This window comes from Arthrobacter sp. TJ-178 (assembly GCF_058269275.1).
This window is the reverse complement of sequence record NZ_JBZCNK010000002.1, coordinates 264,434-281,225: the sequence shown is the minus strand read 5'-3', so window position 1 is coordinate 281,225 and position 16,792 is coordinate 264,434. Positions and strand designations below refer to the sequence as shown.

At 56.2% G+C, this 16,792-nt stretch carries 11 protein-coding genes; 4 read left to right on the top strand and 7 right to left on the bottom strand.

Annotated features, from left to right (window positions below):
* The first annotated feature begins 290 nt into the window (after positions 1 to 290).
* The 3 genes from AC4D2Q_RS07605 to AC4D2Q_RS07595 all read left to right on the top strand — a co-directional run bounded on the left by AC4D2Q_RS07605 (position 291) and on the right by AC4D2Q_RS07595 (position 5,489).
* The gene (locus AC4D2Q_RS07605) at positions 291 to 1,256 is read left to right on the top strand and encodes a glycosyltransferase (RefSeq protein ID WP_490945903.1); all 966 of its coding nucleotides are present in this window, start codon (positions 291 to 293) and stop codon (positions 1,254 to 1,256) included.
* A 74-nt stretch (positions 1,257 to 1,330) separates the two neighbouring features.
* The gene (locus AC4D2Q_RS07600) at positions 1,331 to 2,581 is read left to right on the top strand and encodes a hypothetical protein (protein ID WP_490945902.1); all 1,251 of its coding nucleotides are present in this window, start codon (positions 1,331 to 1,333) and stop codon (positions 2,579 to 2,581) included.
* 748 nt (positions 2,582 to 3,329) lie between these two features.
* Positions 3,330 to 5,489, top strand: coding sequence for an acyltransferase family protein (locus AC4D2Q_RS07595; RefSeq protein WP_490945901.1), 2,160 nt, complete (start codon positions 3,330 to 3,332; stop codon positions 5,487 to 5,489).
* Between the two features lie 744 nt (positions 5,490 to 6,233).
* Here the strand turns inward: AC4D2Q_RS07595 and AC4D2Q_RS07590 are convergent.
* The 4 genes from AC4D2Q_RS07590 to AC4D2Q_RS07575 all read right to left on the bottom strand — a co-directional run bounded on the left by AC4D2Q_RS07590 (position 6,234) and on the right by AC4D2Q_RS07575 (position 11,530).
* On the bottom strand, positions 6,234 to 7,031 hold the full coding sequence (locus tag AC4D2Q_RS07590; protein ID WP_490946214.1) for an ATP-grasp fold amidoligase family protein: 798 nt from the start codon (positions 7,029 to 7,031) through the stop codon (positions 6,234 to 6,236).
* Between the two features lie 56 nt (positions 7,032 to 7,087).
* Positions 7,088 to 8,359 (bottom strand): lipopolysaccharide biosynthesis protein, encoded by a 1,272-nt coding sequence (locus tag AC4D2Q_RS07585; RefSeq protein WP_490945900.1) that lies wholly within the window; start codon positions 8,357 to 8,359, stop codon positions 7,088 to 7,090.
* Entirely contained in the window at positions 8,346 to 9,398 is a 1,053-nt protein-coding gene (locus AC4D2Q_RS07580; protein WP_490945899.1) for a glycosyltransferase family 4 protein, read from the bottom strand. The genes AC4D2Q_RS07585 and AC4D2Q_RS07580 overlap by 14 nt, the downstream gene beginning before the upstream one ends.
* Before the next feature lie 449 nt (positions 9,399 to 9,847).
* Positions 9,848 to 11,530: a sensor histidine kinase gene (locus tag AC4D2Q_RS07575; protein ID WP_490945898.1), complete on the bottom strand. Its 1,683-nt coding sequence runs from the start codon at positions 11,528 to 11,530 to the stop codon at positions 9,848 to 9,850.
* A 116-nt stretch (positions 11,531 to 11,646) separates the two neighbouring features.
* On the opposite strand from AC4D2Q_RS07575, the gene AC4D2Q_RS07570 reads away from it, so the two are divergent.
* Positions 11,647 to 12,468 (top strand): response regulator transcription factor, encoded by an 822-nt coding sequence (locus AC4D2Q_RS07570; RefSeq protein ID WP_490945897.1) that lies wholly within the window; start codon positions 11,647 to 11,649, stop codon positions 12,466 to 12,468.
* Between the two features lie 525 nt (positions 12,469 to 12,993).
* Here AC4D2Q_RS07570 and AC4D2Q_RS07565 read toward each other — a convergent pair.
* From AC4D2Q_RS07565 to AC4D2Q_RS07555, 3 genes are all read right to left on the bottom strand, one after another.
* On the bottom strand, positions 12,994 to 13,680 hold the full coding sequence (locus AC4D2Q_RS07565; RefSeq protein WP_490945896.1) for a 7-cyano-7-deazaguanine synthase: 687 nt from the start codon (positions 13,678 to 13,680) through the stop codon (positions 12,994 to 12,996).
* A gap of 757 nt (positions 13,681 to 14,437) precedes the next feature.
* Positions 14,438 to 16,183: a sensor histidine kinase gene (locus tag AC4D2Q_RS07560; RefSeq protein ID WP_490945895.1), complete on the bottom strand. Its 1,746-nt coding sequence runs from the start codon at positions 16,181 to 16,183 to the stop codon at positions 14,438 to 14,440.
* 106 nt (positions 16,184 to 16,289) lie between these two features.
* Complete coding sequence (locus tag AC4D2Q_RS07555; protein WP_490945894.1) at positions 16,290 to 16,652, bottom strand: hypothetical protein; 363 nt, start codon at positions 16,650 to 16,652, stop codon at positions 16,290 to 16,292.
* Between the last annotated feature and the right edge of the window lie 140 nt (positions 16,653 to 16,792).

Sequence of the window (16,792 nt, the reverse complement as noted above, 5' to 3'; positions counted from 1 at the left end):
TAGGCGGGGTGAGCGGACGCCCTCTGGAACATCATCGTTTTGACCTAGCAACAAAGTAAGATTAGGCCAGTTGGCTGATCCAGCCTAATCGCTGAAGCTTGGTATGAAGCGGCGCAGATCCAGGAAGAAGCGCATGCCCTTACTGGCAAACACCCTACTGGGATTGCATCAGACCGCTCCGTGCGTAGCAGGATCTGCGCCTATGAGACTTCCCCTTTTTGTGCATGTACAGGTTCTCGCCTATAGTTAGCGAGCTGTAACGAAGGAAGATAGGACAGGGGACAAGCGTCGTGAAGAACAAAAGAGCGCGAGCCGTGCTTGCCGCGTCAACTGGAGGGCATCTGGCCCAGTTGCATCGCTTGCTCCCACATCTCGATATCGCTGACGACCCGCTCTGGATTACTTTTGAGAATGCACAATCAAAATCGCTGTTGAAGGATGAAAAGCATGTTATGTATCTTCCGTACATAGCATCGCGTGATTGGCGGACTGCAGGAAAAACTTTTAAACAGATCAGGAAAGAACTGCGGCGGCAGCCATATGATCTCGTATTCAGTACGGGTGCCGCCATTGCTGTTCCTGTATTTCTTGCGGCCATGACGACGGGAGTATCGAGATATTATCTTGAAAGCGTTTCGCGTTTTGATGGGCCCTCCCTAACCGGCAAAATTGTAGCCAAAATTCCTAGGACGCAGCTCTACACACAGCATTCCGGTTGGGCAAACAAGCGATGGCGGCTGGGCCCGTCAGTGTTAGACGAATATTACCTAGTTCCGGGGAATAAAAGCCAAAAAGACAAGCTTAAAATATTTGTTACGCTCGGGACCATTAGGCCCTATAGGTTCGACCGTGCTATTGACGCAATCTTAGCCAATTTTGGCACCCATGAAATTGTGTGGCAGCTAGGGGCAACCTCCCGGACCGATATTAAAGGGTATTCCACAGAAATGATGGATGCTGCGGAATTCGACTTCCATGTTGAAACTTCTGATGTGGTCATAACTCATGCCGGTGTTGGTTCAGCGCTTAGAATTATGGACTTGGGTAAAACGCCGGTACTGATGACGCGGCATAGGGCCTATGGGGAACATGTCGACGATCACCAAGAGCAAATAACAAGGGAACTTACGCGTAGGGGCTTGGGCTACGAGCTGGAGCTTGCCAATGTGAACCCTGGAGTTCTGGGAAGCGCGATGGCTTCAAAGCCAGTGCTAGGATTGCCCACAAAAGAATATGACTTACATGCAACAAACTAGTCAGAAAACTTCAGTTGAAATGCCATGTTGAAAAGTGCCCTGCTGTATCAATCCTTGGATAAATACTAGAAAGAGTGGATGACCTGCAAAGTTTTGACAAGCAAAGGATGGAACTGGCACCTGCGGTAAAAGAAACACATGCCCCTGATTCAATTACCACCCTCGCGCTAGTACTATTGTGGGTTGTTCAATGTTGCTACATTATAGCTTATAATAATGTCTCTTCAGTGGCTAGTTTGTTGTCCATCGGTGTTTCCTCCCTGTTCTTTGTGTTCACATTTTTTTCCACAGTGCTTAACTTGAGGTTTGGCGCGAGATTAATAGCGCTTATTGGTACGTTCGTAATAATTACCCTAATCCTTGCGTCGACCGGAGAAAATCCCGCAAACTTCGGCCCCCTATCTCGATATTGTATTTCCTTGACAGCACTAGGAGTTTTTGCATTTGCTCGCGTGGGTGATCATCGTCGTTTTTTAAGTTTCGGCGCGACAGTCCTTCTACTTTATGCGGTGGTGGTCGCCGTAACATCAGGGCCGCTTACCTATTCCGGAGTAGCCCGTTTCGCCCCTTTTTTCGGTGGGGAAACGGCAGTGCATAGTTCATCTATCACTATGGTGGCGCTCGTCATTATTCTGTGGTGTTCGCCGTGGCCCCTCCTGGTGAGGGCACCACTTTGCATGATTGGAACTGTGCTTTGTGCCGGCTACGGAGTAACTACTGCTTTGCTGATGCTAGTGATGTTTCTTGCTGCTGTGGCGTTCGACCATTTTAACTTGAGCTTTAAATGGATAGGGGTAGTGGCCGCCGTCGTTATCCCAATCGGTGCAGCGTGGCGCGACAGTACCCAGGTTGCTGGCGGAGATGTGGCGTCGCTAGGTATCGGTTCGCTTGGATCTGGGCGTCTGGACTCCTGGATGGAACGTATCGACATATTCATTAACAGCGGAGTGATAACCAAGCTGTTGGGCGGAGGACCCTATAGTGATTTCAGAACGACATCGCTGTGGTGGTGGAGTGAGAAGGGGGCTCATTCAGATGCCATGACCGTACTGATGGAATTCGGAATCGTAGGTGTTTTCGCATTGGTGGTATATCTAGCCTACGTCTATATGAATATCTCAAACAACGGTCGTGCGGCCCTCATCGCTATTGTGTCCGGAATGGTGCTTAGTAATGCCCTGCTTGACCGTCCAACGGTGGCTACGGTCTGGGGGCTTGCAATCTATTCAGCATCGCTACGTGTCTCGACTAAGGGCGGCCAGAGCTCGAAAGTGGAAGTAGTCACTACGGGCAAAGATCCACGGCCTAAGCTTAGTGCCGCTTAGAAATGGCCTTAAAAAGATTCTGACCACCGGGCAAGGGTCACAATTCCTTACCTCGTACCGATAACGTCTTTACTACGACGTGATTCCAGAGGGCGATGGGGGGTGCGTCGTGCCGCACTGTGAAGGGCAGTGCGCGGTGGCGGCGGGCAGACCAACCTACGGACCTTAATACTACTAGCGATGCCGGTGGCGATGTCTTGAGCTTATTTTCGTTCCGCGGCAGGACATGTCATGGAAAAGGTCTCTCGCCTAGCGGCGGAACGCCACCGCGCAATGGCCGGTCTTGCAGGTGTTGAAGGAAAACATGGCTACTCTTTTGGCCCGGTAATTATGGTTGAGCTGGTGCCTCGTGCTGACTTATGTTGGTCGGTAAGTGCAGGAAGCCCATCCGCGTTCTGGAGGCTGGTTGGCTGGTTGGCTGCCAAGCTTGTACCGTCTGCAGCACCCCCGTCATGGGTGATTTGGGTAAAACCATGCCGCAACTGACCAGGTCCTAACGTGATGACTGTAATTCGTTTTTCTGGGCGAGAGTCGGCTGGTAGCAGCCTTTCTGGAAGGTAAACTCGCATTCAGCGGTAGGAGAATGCACGAGAAGCAAATTTTTTCTGCGGTTTAGGGTGAGGCTAATAACAAGACCACTGCTTGCTTCTTCACCTTCTCGTTAGACGTAGGGTCGCCATGGAGTCTCTTTAGGAGCATTTTCGATATAGAGATATGATTATTGAAGGTCTCAAACGTGGGGAAATCTATGTCTTACAGCAAAAGCGCCCGGAAAAGCTTGGCGAGTTTCAAGTCTGCTACAGCGCCAAAAAAATCGTTTCGCCCGGACATCCAGGGCCTACGGGCCTTTGCCGTGGTCGTGGTCATACTGGATCACTTGGTCCATTGGCCTTCCGGCGGATTCATTGGGGTTGATGTATTTTTTGTAATCTCTGGATTCTTGATCACTGGCCAGCTCTTGCGTCAGTACGAGAATACAGGTCAGTTATCCTTCAAAGGCTTCTACCTGCGCAGGGTGAAGCGCATTCTCCCAGCATCCCTCCTGGTCCTTGCAGTAACTGTCATCTGCGCCAAGTTTATTTTCAATAGTTCCCGTTTCATCGAAACCTTGTGGGACGGAATTTGGGCCACTCTCTTTGCCGCTAACTGGAGGTTCGCGTCCGAGGGTACGGATTATTTCCAAGCGGATGGTCCGGTCTCTCCGCTTCAGCACTATTGGTCGCTTTCGGTGGAAGAGCAGTTTTACTTCGTCTGGCCATGGTTGATGCTCGGCGCGTTTTTCATATTCCTACGAGGTGAACGAAGGAACGACCCCCGAGCTGTGAGACTCGTGGCGGGTGTAGCCATCACTGTCGTTTCTCTGGCTTCTATAGCGTGGGCTCTTTACGAGACAGCAAATAACCCTGCTCTATCTTATTTTTCTACGTTCTCTCGTGGCTGGGAACTGGGGCTTGGGTCCCTGCTTGCGGTGTTGATGCCTCTTCTCGAAAAAATCCCATTCGCCCTACGGATCTACATTGCGTGGAGTGGGATCGCGGGCTTGCTTGCATCACTTTTAATGATCAGTAACGCAACTCCCTTTCCTGCGCCGGCAGCTCTCTTGCCGGTGCTGGCGACAATGATGGTAATTGCTGCTGGGACAGGCTCTCCTCCTCATAGGAGTCTGTCTTTTCTAACAAATCGTGTGAGTGGCTACCTTGGGAATATTTCCTATTCGCTTTACCTTTGGCACTTTCCTGTGATCATTTTCCTCGGCCAGTTTATGGACAACGGATCCACCTACTATCTGTTGGCTCTGTCAATGATGCTGGTCGCTTCCGTGTTCGCGTACCATCTGGTGGAAGATCCGATCCGTAAGCCCGGATGGGGCAAGAAGTTCGCAACGTCAATCCGGAATCCGGCGACGATTAGCCATAGGTATAGGGTGACAGCAGTTGGGTTGCTTGCGACCATCACCGCCGGTCTGGTGGCTGTATTGCTGATTTCGCCGCCGAATGTCATGCCACCGGCGGCAAAGGCTTTCGTTCCTGCGCCCACGACAACACATGAATCAATTGAAGCGGAACAACTCCCTCCGAAACTTGCTGCCCTGCAGAATCAGATCTCAGCTGCCTTACAGGCAAGCACATGGCCAGACCTAGCTATGTCCATGGATGAGGCACTCGACGCACCCCAGGCGCCTGCTTCTATCGCTACCTGTGGTGATCCTGGTCCACTCGATGTCGACCGGTGCACGCTTGGTAGTGGCAGCGCGCCACGGACCGCAATCGTGCTTGGCGACTCGATAGCCATGACAATGGCAAACCCCGTACAGAAAGCGCTTGGCGACGATTGGAAAGTTGTAAGCGGTGGCATGTACGGATGCTCATTCTCTTCCGTAACGGTCGCAAACTCAGACCCGGCGATCGTTGAAGGGTGCGGAGCACGTAACGCCGGTAGCATCCGTCTCGTTCAGGAACTTCAGCCGGACGCGGTTTTTATCGCAAACAGCTATGCCCCTCGTACAGAAGTGGGTAAGACAGCACCGATGCCCTCCGGCCAATGGGCTGAAACTGTTCGGGTGGCAGCCTCGGAACTAGTAATTGATCCTAACAAAATCGTGTTTTTGTCTGCCCCTCCAGCAGATAAGGACCCGAAGGAGTGCTATAACAGGGTCCGGTCACCATCCGACTGTGTGTCAGCGATTCAAGCTTCGTGGTCCGATGTGTTCAACGCGGAATCTGGAGTGGCCAAGGCCAACAGGTGGTCAGTCGTAGATACGCGACGTCTTTACTGTTTGGACCGATTCTGCCCTGCGTTTGTTGGGGACGTGCCAACCAAATCGGATAGAGCCCACATCACAATTGAGTACGGGGAAAGAATTGCTCCGGCGCTCCGGGAACTCATGCCGCCTTCTCTCGGCTTGTAGTCTTTGCGGGCAGGTCAAGAGCTTGCCCGCAACGGTCCGCCTCTGCACCGAAGACGGAGAGTGCTGATTTTCTACGATCGGTGAGTATACTTGCCACCCAAATTAGGTGGTGGTGGGGCTGTCGGCCATCCCTAATCTGTAGATACGACTGTCCTGCTATTATTCAGTGCCGAAGGCTGCGTCAGCACGTCTGGAGCACCTGCCGCGGGCTTGCACGGTTCGTAACCCAGAGATTGGCCGTCCATAAGGATCCTGGCCAGTTCGGGTCATGGCGGTCCGGCCCGCCTATTGCGAGGAGCGACAGTGTACCCGTGCTGTCTTTTCGCCTTACCTCGTTCCAGCAGGTTCTGGGTGTAACGGAGAGGGCGCTTGGGCCCAACCAGACCGGCGTATGCTGCAAGCTTGGACAGAGTCTTTCTTTGACTGGCCCGTTACTGTGCTCGCACCGTAGTACTGCCTGGGGGCGCCGGCGCTAGGCTGGTCCAAGGAGCTGCTGGCGACACTCCCGCCTACAGGAACCCTCCCAATTCGGTCACCGCGGAAAGACCGGCTACGGACCTTCCTGTTAGGAATCGAGCAGCACAGAGGAGCCGGTCCTCACGCAGGTCTGCCGATCGAGGTCCACGGCGTCACCGGCGTAACAATAACGAGATCCGCACAACTGGAGAGCACCAAACGGGCGCCTGCGATTATGAGGTCGATCATGGAACCCGGTGCAGCTGGGCTGATCGGTGTGTGTGGCGGCTACAATGCCGGAAGCTTCCAGTATCCACCCAGAATCTGATCGAGATCCTTGGGGCGGTAGGGCTTCGCGCCCCCGGCAGGATAGGGAGTCATTTCGCCAAACCAAATGTTGCCGTTATCCCTGTAAAGATCTACGCGCATGAAGTCGTATCCGTCTCCAATAATAGAGGCGATTTCTAGCATCTCATCAAGATTGTCAGGACGTTCCTGCGTTGGCCCCAGAGGAATGCTGTTATGGTAATCGAGCGCCTCCCAGTCCGGGGTGTACATTCGGCGAGTCGGGCTCCCGAAGCGACTAATATCAACGTGTATCAAGCGCACCTTGCCATCAAACACATAGAACTTGTAATCGGGCAACGGTGTTTCTCCATCACCGATCATTTCCTCAAGAACATACTCTTTGGATGCCTGACTATATGCCCACTCGCCCAACACACTGAAGTTGAAATCTTTCAACCAGCTCTTGGTCCTGGCCTTCAAGGCGTTGACGTCGATGGCTGCGTTCCCGCCCAAGATTACCTGACCGCTACTATGGTTCGGTTTCAGTATCCACGGGACAGTGACGTCTAGGGAAGCTAGTTCGTCCAGGTTGCGGCCATGCCAAATTGTTTTGGGAACCAAAACAGAACTTGATTTAGATTCCGCGTATTCCTTCATCTTGACTTTGTCACAGGTAAACGCAATGGACTCGCGACGATCATGAACTATGCGCCAATTGATTTTTTCCGAGAACAGCGAAGGCGACCTTAGATCGGGGAGACGCTTGTATGCTCGAAGGTAGATTAGGCTTCGTCGCATGGTAAGTGGAAGAAACCTGAGCGGTTGATAGAATGCCTGGCGAGCAAGATCTTTTATCATAGTATTTCACTTTCCATTTTGTGCATCGGCATTGCAATATTTTTCAAGAGTCGACTCATGAGTAGAAGGAGCGCGGTACCCCGGACAATCTCCATCATTAGGACAAATGTGGCCATATGAACTGCTACGCCGTCAAAATAAAATAGACCATAGACAAGTGTGATCGAAGCCTGGATAGCTGCAATGATCCAGAACGCTTGCCCGGATCCTGACATGGCTAAGACCCCATGGCAGAGTCCAGTCACAGAATTAACGCATGCAGCGGCAGCAAGGACAACGGCAGTTGCCCATGCCCCCGCGTAATCTGGTCCCATCAACAGCTGAGTTCGTTCGGGTCCCACTAGAACGAGGCCGATTAGGATGCACAGCGCCGGAATAAGGCCCAGAACGGAAGCGGACAGTAATTCACGAAGAAGCTGTCGAGCATCCCCTTGTTTAATATGCCCCTTCACTCGAGGGAACAGGACCGCTGTAGCAGATGCGGAGGCCAAGGTAGCGGCAGAATGAATTCTTTGACCGATTTCAAACGATGCCGCCTGCGTAATGGACGCTGCCCCAACGAACATAATTGGAGCACGTGAAGCGACGACACTTAGCCCTGATCCAACGCCTAGAGGAATGACTTGCTTCCAGTCGCGGGCGATAAGTTGTTGATGCCTTCCACTGCGACGCAGATCCGTCCATAGCAATGCGGACATTAGTAGTGTAACAAGCACAATCGACGCGGCTTGGCCGGCGATAAATAAATGAGGCGCCCACAGGTGGCTTGAAAAAAGGAAGATAATCGCGGTAAGGGGAAGGATTACAGCATCGAGTGTCTGGCCCATCATCAGCTGACCACGAGCGCGTAACTGGCAAGACCATAGCCGCTGCAACGCCGATGCAAAAACTACAACGGGAAGCGCAAGCGCCATCTCCAGATGGAACAAATCCAATGAGGCCAGCCAAAATCCGACGGCCAAGAGCACAATGACCAAAGGCAACAGCACCCGTAAAAGACTTAACAGTATCCCTTTGCTCCGATGGCCGAATTCCGGCTGAGAGTCTTCCCACAGAGTCGGCAGTTCGCGAAGAACATATAGATCTAGTCCAAATGTTCCTCCTACCCGAGCCATGATCGCCGCACTCCAGAGGATGGCATTTTGGCCGACGTCATTGACTGGAAAAAAAGCAACTGCCAGTGCAACGAGAGCGAGTTGGAGTGCAGCGCCACCGATACGAATTAAAAGCACTCCGAAACTTTTGGACAATAGATTATTCTTGCGCATTACTCCACAGATCTATTAGTGAGGCGCTCATTTTTTCGCTTGTGTATTTCTCTTGCCATACGGAACGCCCGAGAGCTCCGTATTGGGTTGCCTTTTCGAGATCGCAGAGTTCAACCATACTGCGTGTTAATTCGGGGATGTCACCTGGGGAGACTAGGATCCCATCGATGTTGTCACGAATCATCTCTGGTATTCCGCCGACGTGACTCGCTATTACTGCGGTAGAAACTGACATGGACTCTAAAACAGTGAGCGGCATATTCTCAAAGTGTGAGGGAAGGATAACCGCCCATGCCTTGGCCATTGCGGCAAGAGTTTCTGCGTTTGTGCACCAGCCGAGCTGAGTTATGTTCCCGGATGACTCGGCGATTGCAGTGGTGACGGATTCGTCTGCTCCGGCGCCAACTAGTATTAGCTCTGCATTCAGGTTTTCAGGAAGTGCGTTGAAGGCACTGACGAGTTCCGGCACGCCCTTGGCTTTAGTGAGTCGACCAGCGTATACGAAGGTCGGGACAGGGCTTTTGTGGACGGTACTCTTTAGGGCTGCTCCCGGATCGGCAGTGCCATTAGGTATGACAGATATCTTACGGTTGTCAACGTTTAGCTGTTCACTGAGAAACTTGCTCCAGCTTGGTGTTAAGGCAATAATAACCTTGGCGTGCTTGAAGTAATCTAGTACCAAACGCTTCTGCCAAAACGAAATCGTTTTTATAAAGCCGGGATAGCCACCACCGTGTAGATGAATCACATATGGCACGCGTAATATTCGAACAGCAAGACTGAATATAATATTGCGATAAGTGCTGCCCCGAGATGCAGTATTGAAATGAACAATGTTCGGGCGTACGAGGACGATATGGGTGAGTGCCTGGAGGAGCCTGGCCAGACTTGGTGGTCCGGATGGATTCTTTTTTGCAAGTGGATTGAGGAAGGTCGGTGTGACTCCATTTTTTGCTACACACCATGAGTTCACAAGCGTCATTACCTGTGCTATTCCACCGGGTGTGCCGGGGGGATCACCAATAACGAGAACTTTCAAAACTTCCCTCTTTCTGACAGCGGTGGTTCGCTCAGGAAGATCTCGGAAAAGCTCTTCGTCAGTCGTCGCTGCTCGTCGCCACTACTCTGGCATCAACTGGTCAGTGAGGCATGACCAAATTTGAGCATGTCCAAAGTTAGTTTAGGGCTTATGCTTGCATGCACCAAATAGTGCGGTTGACGAGCAGGAGCTTAATGAGAAGGTGGTGAAACTAGGCGCGGCACGGGTTTTTGAATAAGAGCATTGCGGGGGTGGAGTTGAACCTGCGTCAGGACAGTTTGCTGCCAAGTCAAACTGAAGGTCAATGCAGCTTTGCCACTCTGTGCAGCGGATGATAATCAGGCGCATCTCCGCCGGGACCCATCTCCCTCACCTCCACTGATGAGGGGATGAACGTTATGAAGCTATCCAGAAGCGTTCAGACAGTGGAAGCGAGTTCATCGTCGTGGTCAACAGACATTATTCTTGCCGACGTCTATAGGCAGTCCGACCCGGAACGTGGTCCCAACTCCAGGCTCTGACTCAAACGAAATGCACCCGCCGTGGGCCTCCACAATGGACTTGGTGATGACCAGGCCGAGGCCCACGCCGGGAATGGCAGCCTTCTTCACCTGCCCCGTCCGGAAGAATTTGGTGAACACCTCCAGCTGATCCTCAGGACTCATCCCCATGCCGTTATCGGTGACTTCCAAAACCACCGAGTCCGGCTCCGCCCAAGCCCGTACGGTGACTGCACCGCCGTCGGGGGAGTACTTGATGGCGTTGGAGAGCAGGTTGTCCAGCACCTGCAGGATCCGCCCGGAATCCATCCGCAGTGGCAGGGCCCCGGGGATGTCACTGCTCAGGTGAATGCCGGCGGCTTCGGCCCTCGGGCCGGCTGAATCCAAAGCAGTCTGGACGAGCTCCGCCAGGTCTTCATTGGACTTCCTCAGGGACATCACTCCCGAGGCCGTGGTCAGCAGGTCAGCGACAAGCGTGAGCAGCCGCTCGGCATTCCGCTGCGCCACGAGCAGTCCGGTGCGGACGGGGCCCTGCAGATTCTGTTCCTCGGCGTCGTCGACCGCCAGATCGAGGTAACCGATGATTGAGGTCAGGGGCGTGCGGAGCTCATGCGAGACGCTGGAGACGAAGTCTTCCTTGGCGTTCAGCGCGTTGACCACGTCAGTGACGTCGCTGTACGCCAAAACCGTGCCGGCAAACGTGCCGTTGTCGCGCAGCGCCCGCGCGCAGACAGCCAGCGCCCGCTGGTCCTTTCCCGTTCCTACCCAGATGATCACGTCGGAGAAGGATTCTTCCCGCATCGCCCGCTGGGTGGGGCGCTGCGCCAGGGTCAGTGGCGTTACCTGATCCAGGCCGAAAATCAGCGCTCGGTTGTCGGGGTCGGCGGTTCCGGCCAGCCCGGCCAAGGCGTAATTGGTTCTCTGGCGGCTGTTCATCAAAAGGATCTGCCCGTCGGCAGCCAATGCGGTCACGCCGACGTCGACAGTCTCCAGCACGCCGTTAAGCAGCTGGGTGCGCATCCGGCTTTCCTGCAGGCTGTCCTGAAGTCCCTTCTCAGCCTCCAGAAGGCGCTTGTGCTGGGAAGTGGTGTCCCTTTCCACAATCGTCACGGTGTTGAAGATTGCCAGCATGATGAACGGAATCAACAGCGGACTGGCCAGATCCCTGACGGACTCCACGCCGCTGCTGATGGCCGGCGACCACACGACCAGCAGCGTGCCGGCAAAACTCAGCAAGGCGCCAAGATGGGTGGCTACCCCGGACCATGCCAGCCAGAAGACGGGGAAGACACACAGGAGGGTAAGGCCTGTAACAGTGCTCCGCCCGCCGGTGTAGAGGAAACCGATGGCGGAGAAGTCCACCAGTGGAATCACCCAGTATGCCGGTACAAACAACCGGTCCCAGGGCACGGCGAAGGCTGCCGCGGTGGCGACGGCGAGCAGCAGCAATCCGAGCTGAAAGGCGTCTTCGGAAAAAGTTGCCGGGCTGACCACGGCAACAAGGAGCAGGGTAACCAACACGGACAGCACCAGCGGCAGCTGGCTGGCGGCCACCCGGAGGCGCAGCGACAATGCATGGAATTCGTTCGAAATTCCCACCAGTGCCAGAGCCCGGCGCTCAAAACTGGACAAAAATGGACCCCCGGAATCCTCATGGCTGTAGCTGTGATTATAGGGGAACCCTGTAGTATCTCCGGTAAGGGGAGCGGGTTATCAGAAGGTCTCGCAGGATGGAAAAACAGCACCATATGGAAACACAGCGCGTTGCAGTCATCATCGAAGACGACAAGGATATCCGCGACCTATTAAACGCGGTATTGCAGCAGTCCGGATTTATCGTTTTTACCGCACCCAACGGAACTGAGGGCGTGGAAGCGGTCCGGACGCACAACCCCACGGTGGTGACCCTTGATTTGGGTCTGCCGGATATTGACGGCTTTGAAGTGATCCGACAGCTGCGCCTGTTCTCCGACGCCTACATTGTGATGCTCACGGCCCGCGCCGAGGAACTGGACACCCTGATGGGTTTGGAAGCCGGCGCCGACGACTACATCACCAAGCCCTTCCGCCCGCGCGAACTGCGCGCCCGCATCTCCGCGATGCTGCGCCGCCCCCGCTCAAGTGAGGAAACCGCCGATGCTGCTCCCCAGCCCGCGGCGCCGGGGGCGGCAGATGCCTCCGCGCAGCCCGCGATGTCGGCCGCTGCGGCTGCCGCTCCCGCTGAAGCCGGCGGCAAAGAGTCCGGTCATTTCCTGCACAACGGCTTGAGCCTGGACTTCGGAACCCGCACCACCGAAGTGGACGGTGCGCCGGTGGATCTGACCCGCACCGAGTTTGAACTGCTGCACGCCGTACTGGAAAGCGGCCGCCGGGTGCGCACCAAGACCGATCTGGTGCGCCGGTTGCGCGGGGACGAATACGACGCCGGCGGGTTCATCAGCGAGGCCGACGAACGCACCGTTGAGGTTCACATCGGCAACGTCCGCCGCAAGCTCGGCGACGATTCCCGCTCTCCGCGCTGGCTGGAAACGGTCCGCGGCGTCGGCTACCGGCTCGCTCCGTCCCGCTAATCGACCTTAGGAATGGGTGCCGGCTGCCATTTCTCACAGCACCTTTGGGCGGCATGCCTTCGTCTCCGAGGTTGGTGGCTACATATTTCCAAAGGCGAGATACCGGTTAAGTCTGTCCAGCTGGAGCGTCGGTAGGAAAAACGGCTTTACGTTGTTCCTACCGACGTTGGAAGTCCTGCATCACTGACCGTCTGAGGCGAATAGGATCACAAATTTGGCTTAAGGCAAGAGCTGCTGCACTTAGACCCTAATTGTTCGTACGACGTCGGCCGGACGTCGTCTTCTTCATGGTTCACGGGTGTCCTCCATAAGCAACAAGTACATAGAACCTGGCTTCAAACGGGTGATGGACCACAACGGCGCCCCGTCTGGCCTAGAGTACAGGTGGAGGCTAGGTGACCAGTGGTCTCCGTCGGTTGTTACCTTATCGATTGACCCACTCGGGATGCGAAGTCAGCCCGAATAAATGTGGATCCGCAGCATCCGTTGTGGGCCTCTGTTCGCCGACGCTCGGATCATCCGGGGCTATTTGCCCTTTGACATTGCCGTGGTTCGCACCTTCCACAATACCTTGAGAGCTATGTGGTGAGCGCGTCTTGTTCGTGATCGCGCAGGAACTCGTCTACCCAATCCTTCCTCGCGGGTGTACCTGCATGGGTTGCAGAACCCACACGGTTTTCCATCCAAAAGAGGGCTAAAGCAAAACCATGTCATCTCCATAATGTCATCGAATTCATACTTTTCGGCAAAGTGTTGCATTTCGATTTTAGTCATATCGAAAATTGGAAATTCAAAGTTGGCGAAGACGGTTAGATCCGGGTCAGAGGTTCCGGCGACACTGTATGAGCCCGTTCCGGTCGGGCGAATTTCTGCGCCTAGCACATTATGGAACTTATCATCCCGGTGAACGCCGAGTTCAAGGGTTACCTGCTGGCTGCGAGCCAGACGGGCTAACCATTCGTACTGTCTACCTAAGGTATAACGGGAGGCTACTCGCTCGTACGCGGAAGTCACCTCTTTGTCAGCAGGAATGTCTTCGATCTTAAAGATCTTCGTCGGAAGGAACCGCTCAGCCACTGAAGGGTCCTTGGCCTCCAAAGCTTCTCGAATTTCCTTCATCGCTTGAAGTTCCCGCTTCGTCGACCGACGTCCGGAATCCATTACATACCACGGCTGTACGGTTGCTGACTGATTTAAAAGCAGATCAATCACACGATAGGTCGAGTCCCATCCGGACGTCCAGAGAACATTTAGTGTTGGTTGGCGTGACACGTTTCCCCCAAAAAATTTATATTGTCTTGCAACAATTATACTTGCTCTTACACGCACGTTCGGTCTACCCGCATGACTAGGGAAATGAATACAAAAGAGGCTTACCCCTCCGTCTGCAGTCGGCATCCTGCCGCGTAAAACGGTTCCACTCCTGCATATTGGAGGCCACAAGCTGCTTGAACACAGGGTGAACTCACAGCCAACCAGTGACCCGTTGCGCTCGGGCACGGAAGCCAGCGTGATATGTGCTGGGGGAGGGATCCAGTATCTCCAGTGCGGTCAGCGCAGCGCGCAGTACGTCTTGCTTCTCCACCCAAGACTGCTCGAAGAATCCTAGCCACGGATCCCGGTCGAGGCACGCCAGCTCGTCGTACCACCCACAACCTGGGCTAGTCATCAGTCTCCGCGACCGCCGTGGCATAAGCGGGCAGGCCGGTGATCGCCGCCGATTCTTCAAACTCAACGAATCTTTCCCTGGTCAGCGACAGTCACTTGAAGGACACGTCCACAGCCCTGCAGGCGGCAGCACCGCTGGCGCTGTGCCAACGACCCGGAACCGCGCGGGTAGTTCACCGGAGAGTTCGGCCGCTTGCTCGCAATCTCGGGTGGCCAACACTGTTCACTCAGCGACCAGATCGATAGTCTCCTCGAGAACGTCCTCCCTGGCTTTCTGCCTCACAGCTCTGGGGCGGCTGTGTCACTCAGAAGACAAAGCGGCTCCGGCAATTTCGATCTCCTCGGCGGTGGCCGTTCCGTCAGCGGATGACGGCGTTTGCGCCGGCTGCGGGATGCAGACGGTAAAGGTGGATCCTTCGCCGGGGGCACTGACCAGGGCGACGGTGCCGCCGTGGGCCTCGACAATGTTCTTGGTGATGGCCAGGCCCAGACCTGCTCCGGGGATCCCGGCCCGGCGCACGGCGCCGGTGCGGAAGAACTTGGTGAACAGCTCCCGCTGGTCCTCCTCGCTCATGCCCATGCCGGAGTCCTCCACCTGCAGGAACGCCAGGCCCGGCTCGCACCAGGAACGCACGGTGACGGTCCCGCCGTCGGGCGAGTATTTGATGGCGTTGGAGAGCAGGTTGTCCAGCACCTGCGCCAGCCGCCCGGGATCACCGTGAACGGTCAGGCCCGGAGCGCACTCGGCGCTGAGGTGCACGCCTGCGGCTGCGGCCCGCGGCAGGGCGGAGCGCAGCCCGGCGCTGACCAGTTCTTCCCCCGAGCACGGACGGGGATCCAGCGCCACGCTGCCCGAGGCGGCGGCCAGCAGGTCCGAGACCAGGCTCAGCAGCCGTTCGCTGTTGCGCTGGGCCACCTCCACGGCGTGCGGAATGGTGCCGGTCAGGCCGGTGTCCTCGGCTTCTTCCTGTGCCAGATCCAGATAGCCGATGATCGAGGTCAGGGGAGTGCGCAGCTCGTGGGAAACACTGGACACAAAATCATCCCGGGCCCGCAGCGCATCCATTAGGGCGGTGACGTCATTGAAGGTGATGACAGCACCGTCAAACCCGTTCTCGTTGCGCAGGATGCTCGCGGAGCAGGACAGTGCCATGAGGTGGCCGGGTCGCCCGGCCCACATCAGCATGTCCTGGAACGCCTCGCCCTTCAGCGCCCGGACCACGGGCCGCTCGTCCCTGGTCAGGGCGGTGGTGCGGTCCGGGCCGAAGAAGAGCAGATCCTGTTCTCGGGTATGCTCCATATCCGTGGGCCGGATGTGGTCATCCAGCACGCGCATCCGTTCGTTCTTATGCACAGCCGAACCGTCCGGGCCGACCACCAGCACGCCGACGTCGATGGCGTTCAGGACAACGTCCAGCAGCCGGGAGCGGTCCGTGCTCTGGGCCAGTGCGTCTCCCAGCAGCTGGTCCTTGTGCGCCAGGGCGGCCTGCCGGGAATCCATGTCCCGCCGGATGACCACCACCGTAAAAGCCACCGCCAGGGTGACCAGCGGCCCGAGGATGGGCGCGGCCAGGCGCTGCCCGGTAGTGGGCGCGGGCGAGCTGAACACCGGATACCACACGATGATCAGCGGGCAGATGAAGCTGAGCACCAGTGCCCCCGCCGCCGATACGCGGGACCAGGCCAGCCAGAAGACGGGAAACACGCTGAGCAGGTAAAGTCCCATGGCCAGGCCGAACCCGCCCTGATACAGGAGACCGATCGCAACAAAGTCCAGGATCGGAAGGATCCAGTAGGCGGCATGCCAGAGGCGGTCCCAGGGAACGACGGCGCCGGCAACGGTGATGAGCAACAGCAGTATCAGGCCGGCCTGGAACTGCGGGCGGCCCATGATCTCCGGGAGCAGGGCCGCGTAAATGATGCAGAGCAGGCCAATGGTCATCACGAGCGGGGTCTGGCTGATCCGCACCCGCTGGGGCAGCGTCAGCTCGTGGAAGTCCGAGTGCAGTCCCAGCCGGGAAAGCATGCGCGTGCCGAGCCGTGACATGGTTGGTGAAACTCCCCCTGGATAAGCGAACTGCCGTGCTCTCAGGGTACCTGCCTGTTCGGCGGCACCTCGCCGGAATTTCTGCGGCGCCGTTTCCGCGGTGCGGCTAGTCCAGGACGGCCAGCAGGCAGGCCATGGTTTCCCGGCCGCATGCGGCGAAGAGGGCGAGCATGGAGACGAGCCCTGCGGCACCGGAGTGCGTCAGGCGCTGCTGGGCGCAGCGGGCCAGCTCGGCAAGGCGGTTGGCGCCGGCCATTTCGCTGGAGATCTTGATGCTGAGCACCACGTCCATGGTGGCGGCGTCGTCCGCTCCCGTGACCGCACGGAGCAGGCGCTCATAGCGGGACTCCCACATGTTGATGAAGTTGCCGATGAACTCGCGGCAGGACGCCGGACCGAGCTGGTCGGTCAGGTCCAGGAGCTGCTCGCGGGCAATCAGGTCCGGGCCGTGCTCGGCCGTGGCCATCATCGGCCGGCTCCGGGTAGCAGAGGAGTGCAGCTGGTTGAAGCGGATACTGTCAGAACCATAAGGGGTCCTCCGCTCTGGGAGCCGCGGTGATGTGCGGCGGGACTGGGTGCTCTGTAAGGCTGCTTGATATCTACGACAAT